Annotated in this window: 19 protein-coding genes and 1 tRNA gene; 14 read left to right on the plus strand and 6 right to left on the minus strand. The window is 52.2% G+C overall.

Annotated elements, in window-relative coordinates; translation table 11 throughout:
• The first annotated feature begins 164 nt into the window (after nt 1-164).
• Together ibaG and murA are read left to right on the plus strand one after the other, a co-directional pair.
• Nucleotides 165-419, plus strand: coding sequence for a BolA family iron metabolism protein IbaG (gene ibaG / locus HV237_RS02495; protein WP_003025040.1), 255 nt, complete (start codon nt 165-167; stop codon nt 417-419).
• A 53-nt stretch (nt 420-472) separates the two neighbouring features.
• On the plus strand, nt 473-1,732 hold the full coding sequence (gene murA / locus HV237_RS02500) for a UDP-N-acetylglucosamine 1-carboxyvinyltransferase (protein WP_003839949.1): 1,260 nt from the start codon (nt 473-475) through the stop codon (nt 1,730-1,732).
• A gap of 59 nt (nt 1,733-1,791) precedes the next feature.
• Here the strand turns inward: murA and sfsB are convergent, their stop codons facing one another.
• Together sfsB and ispB are read right to left on the minus strand one after the other, a co-directional pair.
• Nucleotides 1,792-2,076 carry a DNA-binding transcriptional regulator SfsB gene (gene sfsB / locus HV237_RS02505; protein ID WP_046276013.1) on the minus strand — a complete coding sequence of 95 codons (285 nt, stop codon included), beginning with the start codon at nt 2,074-2,076 and terminating at the stop codon, nt 1,792-1,794.
• 221 nt (nt 2,077-2,297) lie between these two features.
• Nucleotides 2,298-3,269, minus strand: coding sequence for an octaprenyl diphosphate synthase (gene ispB / locus HV237_RS02510; RefSeq protein WP_019077785.1), 972 nt, complete (start codon nt 3,267-3,269; stop codon nt 2,298-2,300).
• Between the two features lie 257 nt (nt 3,270-3,526).
• Between ispB and rplU the strand changes: the two genes are divergently transcribed.
• The 4 genes from rplU to cgtA all read left to right on the plus strand — a co-directional run bounded on the left by rplU (nt 3,527) and on the right by cgtA (nt 6,396).
• On the plus strand, nt 3,527-3,838 hold the full coding sequence (gene rplU / locus HV237_RS02515; RefSeq protein WP_003025032.1) for a 50S ribosomal protein L21: 312 nt from the start codon (nt 3,527-3,529) through the stop codon (nt 3,836-3,838).
• 19 nt (nt 3,839-3,857) lie between these two features.
• Nucleotides 3,858-4,115 (plus strand): 50S ribosomal protein L27, encoded by a 258-nt coding sequence (gene rpmA / locus HV237_RS02520; protein ID WP_003025030.1) that lies wholly within the window; start codon nt 3,858-3,860, stop codon nt 4,113-4,115.
• A gap of 127 nt (nt 4,116-4,242) precedes the next feature.
• Nucleotides 4,243-5,208: a DMT family transporter gene (locus tag HV237_RS02525; protein WP_047358520.1), complete on the plus strand. Its 966-nt coding sequence runs from the start codon at nt 4,243-4,245 to the stop codon at nt 5,206-5,208.
• A 15-nt stretch (nt 5,209-5,223) separates the two neighbouring features.
• Nucleotides 5,224-6,396 carry an Obg family GTPase CgtA gene (cgtA, locus tag HV237_RS02530; RefSeq protein ID WP_016154676.1) on the plus strand — a complete coding sequence of 391 codons (1,173 nt, stop codon included), beginning with the start codon at nt 5,224-5,226 and terminating at the stop codon, nt 6,394-6,396.
• A 95-nt stretch (nt 6,397-6,491) separates the two neighbouring features.
• Here cgtA and dacB read toward each other — a convergent pair whose 3' ends face one another.
• Nucleotides 6,492-7,925 carry a serine-type D-Ala-D-Ala carboxypeptidase gene (gene dacB / locus HV237_RS02535; RefSeq protein WP_016157571.1) on the minus strand — a complete coding sequence of 478 codons (1,434 nt, stop codon included), beginning with the start codon at nt 7,923-7,925 and terminating at the stop codon, nt 6,492-6,494.
• Between the two features lie 248 nt (nt 7,926-8,173).
• On the opposite strand from dacB, the gene greA reads away from it, so the two are divergent.
• A complete protein-coding gene (gene greA / locus HV237_RS02540) occupies nt 8,174-8,650 on the plus strand; it encodes a transcription elongation factor GreA (protein ID WP_016154674.1) in 477 nt (158 codons plus the stop codon).
• Nucleotides 8,651-8,803: 153 nt separating this feature from the next.
• On the opposite strand, the gene yhbY is transcribed toward greA, so the two are convergent.
• Nucleotides 8,804-9,097 (minus strand): ribosome assembly RNA-binding protein YhbY, encoded by a 294-nt coding sequence (gene yhbY / locus HV237_RS02545; RefSeq protein WP_003025016.1) that lies wholly within the window; start codon nt 9,095-9,097, stop codon nt 8,804-8,806.
• 125 nt (nt 9,098-9,222) lie between these two features.
• On the opposite strand from yhbY, the gene rlmE reads away from it, so the two are divergent.
• The 4 genes from rlmE to glmM all read left to right on the plus strand — a co-directional run bounded on the left by rlmE (nt 9,223) and on the right by glmM (nt 14,163).
• A complete protein-coding gene (gene rlmE, locus HV237_RS02550) occupies nt 9,223-9,852 on the plus strand; it encodes a 23S rRNA (uridine(2552)-2'-O)-methyltransferase RlmE (protein WP_003025015.1) in 630 nt (209 codons plus the stop codon).
• Between the two features lie 99 nt (nt 9,853-9,951).
• Nucleotides 9,952-11,886 carry an ATP-dependent zinc metalloprotease FtsH gene (ftsH, locus tag HV237_RS02555; RefSeq protein WP_019077783.1) on the plus strand — a complete coding sequence of 645 codons (1,935 nt, stop codon included), beginning with the start codon at nt 9,952-9,954 and terminating at the stop codon, nt 11,884-11,886.
• 98 nt (nt 11,887-11,984) lie between these two features.
• Nucleotides 11,985-12,833 carry a dihydropteroate synthase gene (folP, locus tag HV237_RS02560; RefSeq protein ID WP_016154672.1) on the plus strand — a complete coding sequence of 283 codons (849 nt, stop codon included), beginning with the start codon at nt 11,985-11,987 and terminating at the stop codon, nt 12,831-12,833.
• A complete protein-coding gene (gene glmM / locus HV237_RS02565; protein ID WP_016157569.1) occupies nt 12,826-14,163 on the plus strand; it encodes a phosphoglucosamine mutase in 1,338 nt (445 codons plus the stop codon). The genes folP and glmM overlap by 8 nt, the downstream gene beginning before the upstream one ends.
• Before the next feature lie 45 nt (nt 14,164-14,208).
• On the opposite strand, the gene dcuC is transcribed toward glmM, so the two are convergent.
• Together dcuC and iadA are read right to left on the minus strand one after the other, a co-directional pair.
• On the minus strand, nt 14,209-15,675 hold the full coding sequence (gene dcuC, locus HV237_RS02570) for a C4-dicarboxylate transporter DcuC (protein ID WP_016157568.1): 1,467 nt from the start codon (nt 15,673-15,675) through the stop codon (nt 14,209-14,211).
• 10 nt (nt 15,676-15,685) lie between these two features.
• Nucleotides 15,686-16,819, minus strand: a complete 1,134-nt coding sequence (iadA, locus tag HV237_RS02575; protein ID WP_016154669.1) for a beta-aspartyl-peptidase — start codon at nt 16,817-16,819, stop codon at nt 15,686-15,688.
• A 148-nt stretch (nt 16,820-16,967) separates the two neighbouring features.
• On the opposite strand from iadA, the gene HV237_RS02580 reads away from it, so the two are divergent.
• From HV237_RS02580 to HV237_RS02590, 3 genes are all read left to right on the plus strand, one after another.
• The gene (locus HV237_RS02580) at nt 16,968-17,861 is read left to right on the plus strand and encodes a LysR family transcriptional regulator (RefSeq protein WP_047358519.1); all 894 of its coding nucleotides are present in this window, start codon (nt 16,968-16,970) and stop codon (nt 17,859-17,861) included.
• A 167-nt stretch (nt 17,862-18,028) separates the two neighbouring features.
• Nucleotides 18,029-18,361, plus strand: coding sequence for a preprotein translocase subunit SecG (gene secG / locus HV237_RS02585; protein ID WP_003025000.1), 333 nt, complete (start codon nt 18,029-18,031; stop codon nt 18,359-18,361).
• 9 nt (nt 18,362-18,370) lie between these two features.
• Nucleotides 18,371-18,457, plus strand: a tRNA-Leu gene (locus HV237_RS02590).
• The last annotated feature ends 88 nt before the right edge of the window (nt 18,458-18,545 follow it).

The following is an 18,545-nucleotide window of genomic DNA, read 5'->3' on the forward strand; positions in this document are numbered from 1 at the left end:
GTAAGCCGGATAAGGTCTTGTGCCGCCATCCGGCAACTCCTCTGCGGGGGATCTGCCACTAAAGCCTTGTCTGATTTATCAGCGGGGCTTTTTGCTTATTTATGACAGCGCCACTTTGCTCTAAGATGTTGGGCTGTTTTCACTATCTGACGAATGAAGAGCCCATGGAAAATAATGAAATTCAGAGCGTGCTGATGAATGCACTCTCCCTCCAGGAAGTCCACGTTTCTGGCGACGGCAGTCACTTTCAGGTTATTGCCGTGGGTGAGATGTTTGAAGGCATGAGCCGGGTCAAGAAACAGCAATCGGTCTATGGCCCGTTGATGGAGTACATTGCGGACAACCGCATTCATGCCGTGTCGATTAAGGCGTTTACTCCAGCGGAATGGGCGCGCGATCGCAAACTTAACGGTTTTTGAGCTACGGGTGATATGCCGGTAGCGAAGATAAATTCTTAACAGAGAACAGAATAATGGATAAATTTCGTGTTCAGGGGCCAACCAAGCTCCAGGGCGAAGTCACAATTTCAGGCGCTAAAAACGCCGCGCTGCCGATCCTGTTTGCGGCGCTGCTGGCTGAAGAACCTGTAGAGATCCAGAACGTCCCGAAACTGAAGGATGTTGACACCTCAATGAAGCTGCTGAGCCAGTTGGGGGCGAAAGTTGAGCGTAATGGTTCTGTGCACATTGATGCGCGTGACGTGAACGTCTTCTGTGCGCCGTACGATCTGGTCAAAACCATGCGTGCATCCATCTGGGCGCTTGGGCCACTGGTTGCCCGCTTTGGCCAGGGCCAGGTTTCACTGCCGGGCGGCTGCACCATCGGCGCGCGTCCGGTTGACCTGCACATTACTGGTCTGGAGCAGTTAGGCGCGACTATTAAGCTTGAAGAAGGCTATGTGAAAGCGTCCGTTGATGGCCGCCTGAAAGGCGCGCATATCGTCATGGACAAAGTGAGCGTCGGCGCGACGGTCACTATCATGTGCGCAGCAACGCTTGCCGAAGGCACTACCATCATCGAAAACGCCGCGCGTGAGCCGGAGATCGTGGATACCGCGAACTTCCTGATTGCGCTGGGCGCAAAAATCACAGGCCAGGGTACCGATCGTATTACCATCGAAGGCGTTGAGCGCCTCGGCGGCGGTGTGTATCGCGTTCTGCCTGACCGCATCGAAACCGGTACTTTCCTGGTCGCAGCGGCAATTTCTCGCGGCAAAATTATCTGCCGCAATGCACAACCTGACACGCTGGATGCCGTTCTGGCGAAGCTGCGTGATGCGGGAGCGGATATCGAAGTCGGTGACGACTGGATCAGCCTGGACATGCACGGTAAACGTCCGAAAGCGGTCAATGTGCGCACGGCGCCGCACCCGGCGTTCCCTACCGATATGCAGGCCCAGTTCACGTTGCTGAACCTGGTGGCAGAAGGTACGGGCTTCATCACGGAAACCGTGTTTGAGAACCGCTTTATGCACGTGCCTGAGCTGAGCCGTATGGGCGCTCACGCAGAAATCGAAAGCAATACCGTGATTTGCCACGGCGTGGAAACGCTCTCCGGAGCACAGGTTATGGCGACCGATCTGCGCGCATCTGCAAGCCTCGTGCTGGCAGGGTGTATTGCTGAAGGTACGACGGTAGTCGATCGCATTTATCACATCGATCGCGGCTATGAGCGCATCGAAGATAAACTGCGCGCGCTGGGCGCAAACATTGAGCGCGTGAAAGGCGAGTAATCGTCTACGTCTCTTGTAACCCCCAGTTCTGTGAACCGGGGGTTACTACTCATCAGTGTTCATTCAGGATTATGTTTCTCTTTGCGTCCCCTCATCATCCGCGTTCTGTCGATAAACTCATGTGTTTTTGCATCGTGATAGCGTGACGGCCAAATCACCCACGGGTCGGTTCCCAACGATCGGGCGATAATCAACTCACCTTTTGGCCATGGGCGTGTTAACGCATTGGCCAGCGTTGATGAGCTTAATCCATTTTTACGTGATTCAGCGGCCATTGAGGTCCCTTTCTTGCGCAGTCCGGCGATGATATCGGCCGGATGCCAGTCAATCAGCTTGTTTTCCATAAACTCATCTCTCCTTTGGTTATCGACTTATGGTTCCACGATCGGTTGTGGAGATACTATAACGCCCGAAGAACGAATGTTCTAAAATGTTCATGTAAAGTGTGAGTATATTCAGAATATGCCAAATTTATGCGAAGATTGCTGGAGAGGGGGAAGTATTTATTGGAATTTATAAAAGCATCCCGTGCAGGGCACGGGATGATGAAAGATGCCGCAGGGTATTAACGGTCGCGCTGTACGGCGATATGCGCCAGACCAATCAGCGCTTCTCTCCACGGCGTATCAGGCAGTACCTGCAGCGCAGCGATGGCCTTATCAGCCTCTTCTTCTGCACGTTGGCGAGTCCACTCCAGGGAACCACAGGCGTTCATCGCTTCCAGAACAGGCTCCAGAAGGTGACGGCCATTACCCTGCTCAATAGCCTGGCGGATCATTTGTGCTTGTTCAGGGGTGCCGTGGCGCATGGCATGCAGCAGCGGCAGCGTTGGTTTGCCCTCGTTGAGGTCATCACCGACGTTTTTACCCAGTTGCTCACCATCCGCGTTGTAATCCAGCAAATCGTCAATTAACTGGAAAGCAGTACCGAGATAACGGCCATAATCCTGCAACCCTTTCTCTTGTTCTTCGCTGCAACCAGCCAGAATGCCAGAGCATTGGGCAGCCGCTTCAAACAAACGCGCGGTCTTACTGTAGATAACGCGCATATAGTTTTCTTCAGTGATGTCCGGGTCGTTGACGTTCATCAACTGCAAGACTTCACCTTCGGCGATGACGTTGACCGCTTTCGACATGACTTCCAGCACTTTCAGCGAACCGAGGCTGGTCATCATCTGAAAAGCGCGGGTATAGATAAAATCGCCGACCAGCACGCTGGCCGCATTGCCAAACGCCGCATTCGCCGTGGCTTTTCCGCGGCGCATGTCGGACTCATCCACAACATCGTCGTGCAACAGGGTCGCGGTGTGGATAAACTCGATGAGGGCTGCAATCGTAACGTGCGCATTTTCCTGGTAGCCAACTGCACGCGCAGCGAGTACGGCGATCATTGGGCGAATGCGTTTTCCGCCGCCGCTAACGATGTAGTACCCCAGTTGATTGATCAGCTGCACGTCGGAATTGAGCTGTTCAAGGATTGTCGCATTGACCCCCGCCATATCTTGCGCGGTTAACTCATTGATTTTTTCTAAATTCATCGCAAAAGCCGGGCTTCTCGCCCCGATTACCTCACTGTATCGGAAGGTAACGTCGGGTTTAGGGTTATAAATATATGCTGATTGTACTGAAAAAACGCCATAGATAAACGTTACCGTACGTGTTGTGTTTTTTTTCTTCATGTATTGACGTAGCACTTGTCAAAGGCTCGCGTTTTGCGTAATATTCGCGCCCTATTGTGAATATTTATAGCGCACTCTGAATCATCAAAAAGGTGTGCGCGGAAGCGGAGTTTTTTATGTACGCGGTTTTCCAAAGTGGTGGTAAACAACACCGAGTAAGCGAAGGTCAGACCGTTCGCCTGGAAAAGCTGGACATCGCAACTGGCGAATCTGTTGAATTCGCAGAAGTTCTGATGATCGCAAACGGTGAAGAAGTCAAAATCGGCGTTCCTTTCGTTGATGGCGGCGTTATCAAAGCTGAAGTTGTTGCTCACGGTCGTGGCGAGAAAGTTAAAATTGTTAAGTTTCGTCGTCGTAAACACTACCGTAAGCAGCAGGGCCATCGTCAGTGGTTCACTGATGTAAAAATCACTGGCATCAGCGCTTAAGTTAAGGGGAGCAGATTAAATGGCACATAAAAAGGCTGGCGGCTCGACTCGTAACGGTCGCGATTCAGAAGCTAAACGTCTGGGCGTAAAACGCTTCGGCGGTGAAACAGTTCTGGCTGGTAGCATCATCGTTCGTCAACGTGGTACTAAATTCCACGCTGGTTCCAACGTTGGTTGCGGCAAAGACCACACTCTGTTTGCTAAAGCAGACGGTAAAGTGAAATTTGAAGTGAAAGGCCCGAAAAACCGTAAATTCATCAGCATCGTTGCTGAATAAGTTTTTCGCGTCCCGGTAACGGATAAAAGCCCCGCAACACGTTGCGGGGCTTTTTACATTCGACGGCCGGTAAATACGCTCGTCGCGCCGTGATAACCCGGAAACGAGCCCTTGCAGGGAATACGGCATGAAGCAGCAGGCAGGTATTGGTATTCTGTTAGCACTCACAACGGCAGTATGTTGGGGCGCTTTGCCAATAGCGATGAAGCAAGTGCTGGAGGTGATGGAGCCTCCTACCGTGGTGTTCTACCGTTTTTTAATGGCAAACATTGGCCTTGGCGCTATTCTTGCGGTTAAAAAAAAGCTCCCTCCGTTGCGTATTTTTCGCAAAGCGCGTTGGCTGATCCTGTTGGCTATCGCTACCGGTGGGTTGTTCGGTAACTTCATTCTGTTTAGTTCATCCTTGCAATATTTGAGCCCAACGGCTTCGCAGGTTATCGGTCAGCTGTCACCGGTTGGTATGATGATTGCCAGCGTCTTTATCCTAAAAGAAAAGATGCGCGGTACGCAGGTGATTGGCGCCATTATGCTTCTGAGCGGCCTGGTTCTGTTTTTTAATACCAGTCTGATCGAAATTTTTACCCGTCTCACCGATTACACCTGGGGCGTTATCTTTGGTGTTGGTGCGGCGATGGTCTGGGTGAGCTATGGGGTCGCGCAAAAGGTGTTATTGCGCCGCCTGGCATCACCGCAGATCCTGTTTTTACTGTACACTTTATGTACGATTGCGTTGTTGCCGTTGGCTAAACCCGGTGTCATCACGCAGCTCAGTGACTGGCAGCTGGCATGCCTTGTATTCTGCGGCCTGAATACGCTGGTAGGATACGGTGCTCTCGCGGAAGCGATGGCGCGTTGGCAGGCGGCACAGGTGAGCGCCATTATTACGCTCACTCCGCTGTTTACGTTGTTATTTTCAGATTTATTATCACTGGCCTGGCCCGATTTCTTCGCCAGACCGATGCTAAACCTATTAGGTTATCTCGGTGCGTTTATCGTGGTTGCGGGCGCGATGTATTCCGCCATTGGTCATCGAATTTGGGGCGGTTTACGTAAGCATGAAACGGTGGTTTCGCAGCCCCGCTCAGGCGAATGATTTACGGAGAGTAAAATGAAGTTTGTTGATGAAGCATCGATTCTGGTCGTTGCAGGTGATGGCGGTAATGGTTGCGTCAGCTTCCGCCGCGAAAAGTACATCCCAAAAGGCGGTCCGGACGGTGGAGACGGTGGTGATGGTGGTGACGTTTGGCTGGAAGCCGACGAAAACCTGAACACGCTGATCGATTACCGTTTTGAAAAATCATTCCGCGCGGAACGTGGACAGAATGGCGCGAGCCGTGATTGCACCGGCAAGCGTGGTAAAGATGTCACGATTAAAGTGCCTGTAGGTACGCGTGTAATCGATCAGGGCACGGGCGAAACCATGGGCGACATGACCAAACACGGTCAGCGTCTGATGGTCGCTAAAGGCGGCTGGCACGGTCTGGGCAACACCCGTTTCAAATCCTCAGTCAACCGTACTCCGCGTCAGAAAACGATGGGTACACCGGGCGATAAACGCGATCTGATGCTGGAGCTGATGCTGCTGGCGGACGTGGGGATGCTGGGCATGCCAAACGCCGGTAAATCGACGTTTATCCGTGCGGTGTCCGCGGCGAAGCCGAAAGTCGCTGACTATCCGTTCACCACTCTGGTTCCGAGCCTGGGTGTGGTACGTATGGACAACGAAAAGAGCTTCGTGGTTGCCGACATTCCGGGTCTGATTGAAGGCGCGGCTGAAGGCGCAGGCTTGGGTATCCGCTTCCTGAAACACCTGGAACGCTGCCGCGTACTGCTACACCTCATTGATATCGATCCGATTGACGGTTCCGATCCGGTTGAAAATGCCCGTATCATTATTGGCGAGCTTGAGAAATACAGCCAGGATCTGGCGTCTAAACCGCGTTGGTTAGTGTTCAACAAAATTGATTTGCTGGACAAGGCTGAAGCGGAAGAGAAAGCGAAAGCGATCGCCGAAGCGTTAGGCTGGGAAGGTAAATATTACCTGATCTCCGCCGCCAGCCAGTTGGGCGTGAAGGATCTCTGCTGGGATGTGATGACCTTTATCATCGAGAACCCGATTGTTCAGGCTGAAGAAGCGAAACAGCCAGAGAAAGTCGAGTTCATGTGGGATGATTATCACCGCCAGCAGCTCGCTGAAGTCGAAGACGAAGCAGAAGATGACTGGGATGACGATTGGGACGAAGACGACGAAGAAGGCGTTGAGTTCATCTACAAGCGTTAATCACATTAAAAACCCCGGCCATGTTGCCGGGGTTTTGTTTCCAGGTTTCAGAAGGCCGGATTAGGTGCGTTAGCGCTGCCATCCGGCAAACATACTCAGTTATTCTGATAAATATCCTTGTATAACCGGCTCTCGAAGCGGACCAGTGGAATACGGCGATTACGCTGATCAGCTGGCTCTACCGCATAACCAGACAGATACTGCACAAATGCCATGCGCTGACCGCTTGCCGTGGTGATGAAGCCTGCCAGGTTATAGACCCCCTGCAGTGAGCCTGTCTTCGCCGATACTTTGCCATCTACGCCAGCCTGATGCAGACCCGCACGGTATTGCAAAGAGCCGTCATGGCCTGCCAGCGGTAGCATGGTGATAAAGTTCAGCTCGTTATCGTGCTGAGCGATATATTGCAGCACCTGCATCATGGTCGCTGGGGCAATCAGGTTATGGCGCGAGAGACCAGAACCGTCGGCAATAATGGTGTTGCCGATATCAATACCCGCTTGCTGACGCAGAATCTGGCGTACGGCATCAGAACCTGCTCTCCAGGTGCCAGGCACGTTAAATCGTGCATGGCCAATCATACGGAAAACGGTATCGGCAATCATGTTGTCCGATTTTTTCAGCATAATCTTAAGCAGGTCGTGCAGCGGCGCCGACTGCTTACTGGCTACCACGGTCCCCGGCTCGTTGACCAGCGTCTGGCGCAGCAGAGTCCCGCTGTAAGTGATACCGGCTTGTTTTAGCTCATCTTTGATAATCGCCCCGGCATAGCTGGCGCCGTCCTGAATAGCGAATGCCAGCGGCAGCGGATCGGCTCGTTGGGGCAGGCATCCGGTCAACGTAAAGCGGTTGAGATCGCCTGGAACCACGTCCAGTTCACAATATTGCGCTTCGGCAGAGCCACGAGCGAGAGTACGCACCTGACTGAACATGGTGACCGGGTAGTAAGAAGCCACGCGGATAAAGGCGAGATCGTTAGGTTTTTGCGCGCTATAGAGTGAAACCGAGAAACAGTTACGATCGACAATGGCTGCCGCGGGCGGTGCGCTAAAACACTGCGTCATGTCGTTCCAGGGCCAGCCCGGCGCTTTATCATGGCTGGCGAAAATGGAGGTGTCGATCAAGACATTTCCGGCAATTTGCGTCACGCCTGATTTTTTCAGGGTTGCCACCATATTGCGAATATCCTGACGTTTTAGCGTCGGATCGGCACCAAATCGCGCCACTAAGTCACCTTTCAAAACGCCGCCTTCCACGTTGCCTTTAGTCTCAAGCGTGGTGGTAAAACGAAAGTCAGGCCCGAGCTGAATCAATGCCGCCAGCGCGGTGATCACTTTCTGGGTACTGGCCGGCAGCGCCATCTGCTGGCTATGGTAATCAATAGCAGGAGCAGGTGCGCCAACCTTCTGTACCATAAGGGCGAGGTTGGCCCCGGCAGGGAGCTGATTGATATACTCGTCGACGTTCGCAGCCTGAACGCTGAACGCTATACTGGCAGTCAATCCAATGGTAAATCTGGAAAATCGCATAATCTCGCGCTAACAACCTGGAAACAGGCCGTCATACTACGGCGCAACGCCCCAAAAAGTAAACGATGACCCATAGGGAACTCCAGGGTAAAATGATCATCAAATAGAGAATTGTAGCTGACCTGGGACCCTGAGCCCCGGGTCGGTATTTTTTTGCTTCTGACTCTGGCATGGCGTATGCCAGAGTGGGCTTAGCAGCCGGGGTGAGAGCAGCCGCCCCCTACAGGAATGTTCAAGAGGTATAACAAATGCAAGCTATCCCAATGACCTTACGTGGTGCTGAAAAACTGCGCGAAGAGCTGGATTTTCTGAAATCGGTGCGCCGTCCTGAAATCATTGCCGCTATCGCAGATGCGCGCGAGCATGGCGACCTGAAAGAAAATGCAGAGTATCACGCGGCGCGCGAACAGCAGGGTTTCTGCGAAGGGCGCATTAAAGATATCGAAGCTAAACTGTCCAACGCGCAGGTTATCGACGTCACAAAAATGCCGAACAATGGTCGCGTAGTTTTCGGCGCGACGGTTACCGTGCTGAATCTCGATAACGACGAAGAGCAGACCTGGCGTATTGTCGGCGATGATGAAGCCGATTTTAAACAGAACCTGATTTCGGTGAACTCGCCTATTGCTCGTGGCCTGATCGGTAAAGAACAGGATGACGTGGTGGTTATTAAAACGCCGGGCGGTGAAGTTGAATATGAAGTAACGAAGGTAGAATACCTGTAATTCGCATCTTGGTTAAGATGTTGATACATTGTAAAGAAAGGAAAAAGGCCGCATAGCGGCCTTTTATCAACGAAGAGAGCGTGGCATTTTGCTCTCCTGCTAGCGGAAAATCCCGCGTTTTACACAAACTTCGTGTGCAACTTTGGGATATTCTTAGCGTGGCAGCGAGATTTTACGTTCTTTAGTCGGGCGATACAGTACCAGCGTTTTACCGATGACCTGTACATTGCAGGCGCCGGTTTCGCGTACGATAGCTTCCACGATCAAGGTTTTAGTATCGCGATCTTCCGAGGCGATTTTCACCTTGATAAGTTCATGGTGCTCTAACGCTTGTTCAATCTCGGCCAGTACCCCTTCGGTCAAACCATTGTTGCCAAGCATAACTACAGGCTTGAGCGGATGTGCCAGACCTTTCAGGTGCTGTTTTTGTTTAGTACTCAGATTCATCGTATATTTTTGCTTACGTTGGGATTGAAAACGGGTCATTCTACCGCCATCTCCCATATATCGCCAAATAGCTGTGTAGAAATTTACACCATTGGTTACGATGAACTGCCCTTTGGGAATGTGAAATGACAGGTAAAAAGCGTTCTGCCAGCTCGAGTCGCTGGCTTCAGGAACACTTTAGCGATAAATATGTTCAGCAGGCGCAGAAAAAGGGGTTACGTTCCCGTGCCTGGTTTAAACTTGATGAAATACAGCAAAGTGACAAAATTTTTAAACCGGGGATGACGATTGTTGATCTCGGTGCTGCACCCGGTGGCTGGTCGCAATATGCGGTTACGCAGATCGGCAACACTGGCCGCATTATCGCTTGCGATCTTTTACCTATGGATCCAATCGTTGGTGTGGACTTCCTTCAGGGCGACTTTCGTGATGAATTAGTCCTGAAAGCGTTACTTGAGCGCGTAGGTGACAGTAAAGTACAAGTTGTCATGTCTGATATGGCGCCAAATATGTGTGGAACACCGGCGGTGGATATTCCCCGGGCCATGTATCTGGTAGAGCTGGCGCTTGGAATGGCTCGTGATGTATTAGCGCCAGGTGGTAGTTTTGTAGTGAAGGTGTTCCAGGGCGAAGGCTTCGATGAGTATCTAAGAGAGATTCGCTCCCTGTTTACGAAGGTCAAAGTTCGTAAGCCGGACTCTTCTCGCGCCCGTTCGCGTGAAGTGTATATTGTAGCGACCGGGCGTAAACCATAACCGGTAGATTTCAAACGAAAGTTTGAAAGAAACTGGATATAGAGTATCCTGACGCTGTTTTTAACACAGTTGTAATATGAGGTTAATCCCTTGAGTGACATGGCGAAAAACCTAATTCTCTGGCTGGTCATTGCCGTTGTGCTGATGTCAGTATTCCAGAGCTTTGGGCCCAGCGAGTCTAATGGCCGTAAGGTTGATTACTCTACCTTCCTGCAAGAGGTCAATCAGGACCAGGTTCGTGAAGCGAAGATCAACGGACGTGAGATTAACGTTACCAAGAAAGATAGTAACCGTTACACGACCTACATTCCGGTTAACGATCCGAAGCTGCTTGATAACCTGCTGACCAAAAACGTCAAGGTTGTTGGTGAACCGCCTGAAGAGCCGAGCCTGCTGGCTTCTATCTTCATTTCCTGGTTCCCAATGCTGCTGCTGATTGGTGTCTGGATCTTCTTCATGCGTCAAATGCAGGGCGGTGGTGGCAAAGGTGCCATGTCGTTCGGTAAGAGCAAAGCGCGCATGCTGACGGAAGATCAGATCAAAACGACTTTTGCAGACGTTGCTGGTTGCGACGAAGCAAAAGAAGAAGTTGCTGAGCTGGTTGAGTATCTGCGCGAACCGAGCCGTTTCCAGAAGCTGGGCGGTAAAATCCCGAAAGGCGTCCTGATGGTCGGTCCTCCGGGTACGGGTAAAACCCTGCTGGCGAAAGCTATCGCAGGTGAAGCGAAGGTTCCTTTCTTCACCATTTCCGGTTCTGATTTCGTGGAAATGTTCGTGGGTGTCGGTGCATCTCGTGTGCGTGACATGTTCGAACAAGCCAAGAAAGCGGCACCGTGCATCATCTTCATCGATGAAATCGACGCCGTAGGCCGCCAGCGTGGTGCAGGTCTGGGCGGTGGTCACGATGAACGTGAACAGACGCTGAACCAGATGCTGGTTGAGATGGACGGCTTCGAAGGTAACGAAGGCATTATCGTTATCGCGGCAACTAACCGTCCGGACGTTCTCGACCCTGCGCTGCTGCGTCCAGGCCGTTTCGACCGTCAGGTTGTGGTTGGTCTGCCGGATGTCCGCGGTCGTGAACAGATCCTGAAAGTGCATATGCGTCGCGTACCGCTGTCTCCGGATATCGATGCGGCAATCATTGCACGTGGTACGCCTGGCTTCTCCGGTGCAGATCTCGCGAACCTGGTCAACGAAGCGGCGCTGTTTGCAGCTCGTGGCAATAAGCGTGTTGTATCGATGGTTGAATTCGAGAAAGCGAAAGACAAAATCATGATGGGTGCGGAACGTCGCTCCATGGTGATGACGGAAGCGCAGAAAGAATCTACCGCGTATCACGAAGCAGGCCACGCGATTATCGGTCGCCTGGTACCGGAACACGATCCGGTGCACAAAGTGACGATTATCCCGCGCGGTCGTGCGCTGGGTGTGACTTTCTTCCTGCCTGAAGGCGACGCAATCAGCGCCAGCCGCCAGAAACTGGAAAGTCAGATCTCCACGCTGTACGGCGGTCGTCTGGCCGAAGAGATCATCTACGGTGTTGAACATGTTTCTACCGGTGCGTCGAACGACATTAAAGTCGCGACTAACCTGGCGCGTAACATGGTTACTCAGTGGGGCTTCTCCGAGAAACTCGGTCCGTTGCTGTACGCTGAAGAAGAAGGCGAAGTGTTCCTGGGACGTTCTGTGGCGAAAGCTAAACATATGTCCGATGAAACGGCTCGTATTATCGATCAGGAAGTTAAACTTCTGATTGAGCGTAACTATGACCGTGCGCGTCGTCTGCTGAACGAAAACATGGACATTCTGCACTCGATGAAAGATGCGCTCATGAAATATGAGACCATCGATGCGCCGCAGATTGATGATCTGATGGCTCGCCGCGAGGTACGTCCGCCAGCGGGTTGGGAAGAACCGGGTTCTTCTAACAACAACTCTGGCAGCACCGGCAAGCCAAGTGCGCCGCGTCCGGTTGATGAACCGCGTGCGCCGGACTCTGGCACCATGTCAGAGCAACTGGGCGACAAATAAGTTATCGTTGATGATGACCGTGTTTTAATTTAAAACCCTGGGGCTTGCCCCGGGGTTTTTCTTATTTGTATATTCAAGATGTTATCAGGGATAAAACTATGAAACTCTTTGCTCAGGGGTCTTCACTGGATCTCAGCCATCCACACGTCATGGGGATTTTGAACGTCACGCCAGATTCCTTTTCCGATGGTGGTGCGCACAACTCTCTGGTTGAGGCGGTAAAACACGCAAACCTGATGATTAACGCCGGGGCGACTATCATTGATGTGGGTGGTGAATCCACACGTCCAGGCGCGGCCGATGTGAGCGTGGAAGAAGAGTTGCAGCGAGTGATCCCGGTGGTGGAGGCGATTGCTCAACGTTTTGAAGTGTGGATTTCGGTCGATACTTCAAAAGCAGAAGTGATTCGCGAGTGCGCCAGAGTCGGCGCACATATCATTAATGACATTCGCTCACTCTCGGAGCCTGGGGCGCTGGAAGCCGCAGCAGAAACCGGATTACCGGTTTGTCTGATGCATATGCAGGGTCAGCCGAAAACCATGCAGGAAGCACCAAAGTACGAGGATGTTTTTGCTGATGTAAATCGTTACTTTGTTGAACAAATAGCACGCTGCGAGCGGGCTGGAATCACAAAAGATAAATTGTTGCTCGACCCCGGGTTCGGATTCGGTAAAAATCTCACTCACAACTACACATTACTGGCACGTTTGGCTGAGTTTCATCATTTTAATCTGCCATTGCTGGTTGGGATGTCACGAAAATCAATGGTTGGCCAGTTGCTGAATGTGGGGCCATCCGAACGCCTGAGCGGTAGCCTTGCGTGTGCGGTCATTGCCGCAATGCAAGGGGCGCATATCATTCGTGTCCATGACGTCAAAGAAACCGTAGAAGCGATGCGTGTGGTGGAAGCCACATTGTCTGCAAAGGAAAATAAACGCTATGAGTAATCGTAAATATTTTGGCACCGATGGGATCCGTGGTCGCGTAGGCGACGCCCCAATTACCCCTGACTTTGTACTCAAACTGGGTTGGGCTGCAGGAAAAGTGCTGGCACGTCATGGTTCACGTAAAATTATTATCGGCAAAGATACGCGTATTTCCGGCTATATGCTGGAGTCCGCACTGGAAGCGGGTCTGGCTGCCGCCGGACTGTCGGCTTCTTTCACAGGCCCAATGCCAACACCTGCTGTTGCATATCTGACGCGTGCCTTCCGTGCTGAAGCCGGGATTGTTATCTCCGCTTCGCACAACCCGTACTATGACAACGGAATTAAATTCTTCTCCATCGATGGGACCAAACTGCCGGATGCGGTTGAAGAAGCTATCGAAGCCGAAATGGAAAAAGCGATCACCTGCGTGGACTCGGCTGAACTGGGTAAAGCTACCCGCATCGTTGATGCTGCCGGTCGTTATATCGAGTTTTGCAAAGGCACCTTCCCGAATGAATTGAGTCTGAGTGAGCTTAAAATTGTGGTGGATTGCGCTAATGGTGCGACGTACCACATTGCGCCAAATGTACTGCGTGAGCTGGGCGCAAACGTGATTGCTATTGGCTGTGAGCCAAACGGTGTGAATATCAATGAAGAAGTCGGCGCTACCGACGTTCGTGCCCTGCAGGCGCGCGTGATGGCGGAAAAAGCCGATCTGGGTATTGCGCTGGATGGTGACGGCGACCGTGTCATTATGGTTGACCACGAAGGCAATAAGGTCGATGGCGATCAGATCATGTACATCATTGCCCGTGAAGCCCTGCGTCAGGGGCAACTGCGCGGTGGTGCGGTAGGTACGCTGATGAGCAATATGGGCCTCGAGCTGGCGCTGAAACAGCTGGGTATTCCGTTTGCCCGTGCGAAAGTCGGCGACCGCTACGTACTGGAAAAAATGCAGGAAAAAGGCTGGCGTATCGGTGCTGAAAACTCAGGCCATGTGATCCTGCTGGACAAAACCACCACCGGTGACGGTATCGTTGCAGGTCTGCAGGTACTGGCGGCGATGGTGCGTAACCATATGAGTTTGCACGACCTGTGCAGCGGCATGAAAATGTTCCCGCAACTGCTGGTTAACGTACGTTACACCGCAGGTAGCGGCGATCCGCTGGAACATGAAAACGTGAAAGCGGTGATGGCTGAAGTTGAAGCTGCACTGGGCAATCGCGGACGTGTTCTGCTGCGTAAGTCAGGTACTGAACCGTTAATTCGCGTGATGGTTGAAGGTGAAGATGAAGCGCAGGTGACTGAATTCGCTCACCGTATTGCCGATGCCGTCAAAGCGGTGTAATCACTAAAGACAGTGAAAACCGGAGTCTGGGACTCCGGTTTTTTTTTACTGTACGGGAAGCGACTGTTTATGTCGGCGCTGCCAGAAGTAACCACCGATCATTAATATTACAAGGACTGCCAGCCACGGCAGAACCGCCAGCAAATGCCCTGACCGGGCAAAGGTCAGCGCAATCATCAGTAACCAACCGCCCAGCATCGGAATCGCGGTGCGCTTAACAATGTCCACAGGTGAGACGCCTGCAATTCCCGCGATAGCAATGATGACGCCGGCAATGGGGGATAACGTACGACCAATACCCGCCGATATCTGGATAGGCAACATCATGACTGCGATATCGCTACCGATATGACGGCTGATGTCCGGTACCATTGGGGCGAAGGAGAAAAACGCCGCATTTCCGGAGCCCATTAGCGCTGAAATTGCAAAGGTGATAAGGGTCATCAGCAGGATAATAGAGGCGGCGCTGAGGCCAAATTCACCGGAAAGCGACAGCAGCGCATCGACGGCGCCAATAGCTTTCAGTCCGGCTGAAAAGACTTCACCGGCGATAATCAGCGTGACGACGGTGGCAAAAACGCTGCCCATGCTGTCAAAGACTTTTTGTACGCCTGCCATCACCTCGCGCGCCTTACGATGACGGCAATACTCACAAACCAGGGTAATGGCGAGGCTTATCAGTACGGCGGTATCCAGCGTAATTTTGAGCGAACTGAATACTAAATCACTGCACACCAGCATCAACACCAGAGGTAGCATGGGCAGAAAAAGCCAGGCGATCGGTGCTTCAGTTTCATCGGTCGACGTTAATGTCTGCATCTGCTGAGCCACACCGTCACTGCTTTCCCGATGGTCGAAAAAGCGTTGCACAACAATATGTAACAGGGCGATGAACAGAATAACGGGGACGACGATCGGCAACTGATCCTGCACGAAATAGTTCACCACCTCGATGCCTGCGGTTTTGGCGGCGAGAACCGAGTTGCCGGAACCTGGACCAAATTCAACCGCACAGGTACTGGCGATAACGGCGGCAACGGCAGCGCGGCTACAGCCAAGACGGGTCAGCAGCGGGTAGAGCGTCGCCATCAACAGCAGACCCAGCCCGGTGGCGCTGCTGATAAACAGCGACAGGAATTGACCCAGCAACAGCGCCAGCCCCAACAGCAGATACGGTGAGTTCAGGCGTTGCAAAGGGCGAGATGTCACCCGAACCAGCACCTGGCTTGCGCCAATGGCCGACATATATGTAGCGAAACCACCAATCAGCATAATTTGCAGCCCAAGGCCGCCGAGGCGCACGCTCAGGGTATCGCGAATAAACTCGAAGGCATCAAAGGGGCCGAATCCGGTGCTTTTTTTCACCAGGTCACTGAGCGTGGTCATCCCGCTAAAATGCGCGATAAGCAGCAGCACAATCCCGGTCAACAGCAACACTGACTGGGGGTGATATTTTTTGAGGATCAGACGTCCGGCAAAAATGATGGCAATTAGCGCCAGTAATAATGACATTCTTGCCCCCTTACTCGAAGTTGCCAGTAACCAGGCACTCGCCATCCCGCAGCAACGGCTTACCCGCAGCGAACAGATGGGCCAGCGAGAGGTCATCATTGAGTACACAGATATCAGCACGTTCCCCGGCGCAGAGCACGCCGCCGGAAATACCCAACGAGCGCGCAACGTTTGCCGTCAACATCGCGATCGCTTGTGGCACCGGGATCCCCACATCAATCAGACGAGGAAGAAGATTAAGGTTACCTGCGACCGGTGCCGCGCTTAAGCCTTCCACAATACCCTGGGCGTTGAAGCGCGGAACGCTGCCATTACCATCAGAGCTGATCGTGATGCGATCGGCTGGAACCTGGGCTTCCAGAGCGTGGAGGATTGCCTGCTCCTGAGGCATAAAGCGACTACCGCCAGACGTCACGTCGATATGGCCGCCACGATGAGCGAACGCAATCGCCTGTTCGAACAAGGGCGCTGTTCTCGCAACATGGGTCGGTGAAATGTGGTGAATCGGAATGCCTGCATCACACAGCTCAATAAGCTGCGACATCCCTTCCGGCAGATTCCCAAGATGTACATGCAGTAACCCTTTTTTGCCTGCCAGCAGGGAAGCCACGCGGATATCGCTTACTATTCTCAGCAATTCCTGGAAAGAGGGGTAAGAACCACGGTGATCGGCGAGGGCGATTTTGACGCCAAGAATCGCCGGGATGAAGGTCATGTCATCGCGAATGGAGCGCGTAATGGTTGGGCTGGGTACCGCGTAGGCTCCCGTATGCATAAATGCGCGTAATCCCTCAAGGTTGAGAGACTGCATTTTGGCGTAGAGGTCTTTGGGCGAACGAGAAATGGCATCGGTACCTAACACGCCGACAACCGTGGTAATACCTGCCTGAATCAGATCGCGTAGCTTGACGGCTGGCGTTCGGCTGGCAAATCCAGCCTCGCCACCGCCACCGGTAAGATGGACATGTTGATCGATTATGCCTGGGATAACCCATTTGCCATGACAATCGATGACCTCGTCGACGCCATCAAACAGGGAAATATCTTTTTCTACCGCCACAATTCGGTCGGCATGAATGAGCAGGGAGCAGAGGCCTAAATCCTCGGGAGAAAAAACACGGGCATTGGTCAATAAAGTAAACATATCGGTCCTGTCAAACGTCGTGGGTGAGAGTCGGCAGGTGAAAAGGAATATTGTTGTTATGATGCCCACCATAAAGCCATTACTATAACTATGACTATTACCGATTTGGTATTGGAGGATGCGGTTATGGCATGGTGGAGAGTTCAACGTGGATTGTAAGTGGCTGGAAGATTTTCTGGCATTGAGTCAGCATGGAAACTACTCTCAGGCCGCGGCGCAGCGACATATTACTCAACCCGCACTCAGTCGGCGTATAAAGGCGCTGGAAGAGGTGTTAGGGGTGCCGTTGTTTGACCGGACCACGACCCCCGTTACGCTGACACGCTATGGTGAACGCTTTGAACCCTATGCCCGGCACGTCCTCAGTACACTAACAGAGGCGCGCCACGAGCTATCGGCGATGACGCCAGCAACGGACAATACGCTGGTGATGGTTAGCCTGCATACGCTGTCGGTGAATATCCTGCCGGATATGATCAACTATCTGCGACAGAGTGAACCGCAGTTAAATTTTACGGTTAATGCCAGTATTCAGGGGATAGACAACCACTTTAACGCCTTGATAGATCGGCAAATCGATCTGCTGGTGACCTACGATTTACCGTCTTCGCAGCCGGGGCTGGAGATTGCCGGAGGGTTAAAACGTTCACTATGGCGGTATGAGCGATTTATACCGGTTATTTCTGCGCAGTTGGCTAATGCGCTTAACGATCCGCATGCGCCGATCCCATGGCTATGCTATAGCGACTACACCTTTGTCAGACGCATTATTGAGCCAGCTGAACAACGCGTCCGCCCACGTCTGAAAAAAGTGTTTGAGAGTGGTTTAAGCGAAACGATACGAGAAATGGTGCTGCGGCATATGGGAATGGCATGGTTACCCGAATCGATGGTGGCGGAAGAGTTGGTGAACCAGCAAATTATTCACTGCTGGCCAGAAAACGCTGACCTGATTTGTGAAATCCCCGTTGTGGTATGGGCGAATCTTGACGATCAACGCGCCGTCATGCAGAGATGCTGGGAGAAGTTGCTGCGTTTTTGATTGATGTGGCGATTTTTTCCGCAGTTGATACAATGCCAACAAATTGCCCTTGCGAAGGTTATTCGCTTTGGTTAGTATTCACACCCGCTTCAGTGGGAAACAGTAAACATTCCCGCTTTAATGGTCGAAGCATTGTACGCGGCAACTCCGCAAGGAACAGGTTGATTATGCACGAAGCTCTTTTAGTAGTTTTCCTTATTGTGGCAATTGGCCTGGTAGGCTTGATCATGCTGCAGCAAGGCAAAGGCGCTGATATGGGAGCCTCTTTTGGCGCAGGCGCTTCTGGTACTCTGTTTGGTTCAAGTGGTTCTGGTAACTTCATGACCCGCATGACAGCTGTATTGGGAACCTTGTTCTTCATCATCAGTCTGGTGCTGGGTAACATGAACAGCAATAAGACCAATAAAGGAAGTGAGTGGGAAAATCTGAGTGCACCGGCGAAAACCGAGCAAACTCAGCCAGCTGCTCCGGCTCAGCCGACCAGCGATATCCCACGCTAAGTATTCTGTACCGAGGTGGTGGAATTGGTAGACACGCTACCTTGAGGTGGTAGTGCCCTAACGGGCTTGTGGGTTCGAGTCCCATCCTCGGTACCAAATTCCAAAAAAAAGACGCTGCAAAGCGTCTTTTTTTTCGTCTGTCATTTGTGGTAGTTCTGTAGGTCGGATAAGACATTTAGGACGC

Origin of the sequence: Citrobacter sp. RHBSTW-00570, from assembly GCF_013739755.1 — a bacterium.
Lineage (GTDB): Bacteria > Pseudomonadota > Gammaproteobacteria > Enterobacterales > Enterobacteriaceae > Citrobacter > Citrobacter braakii.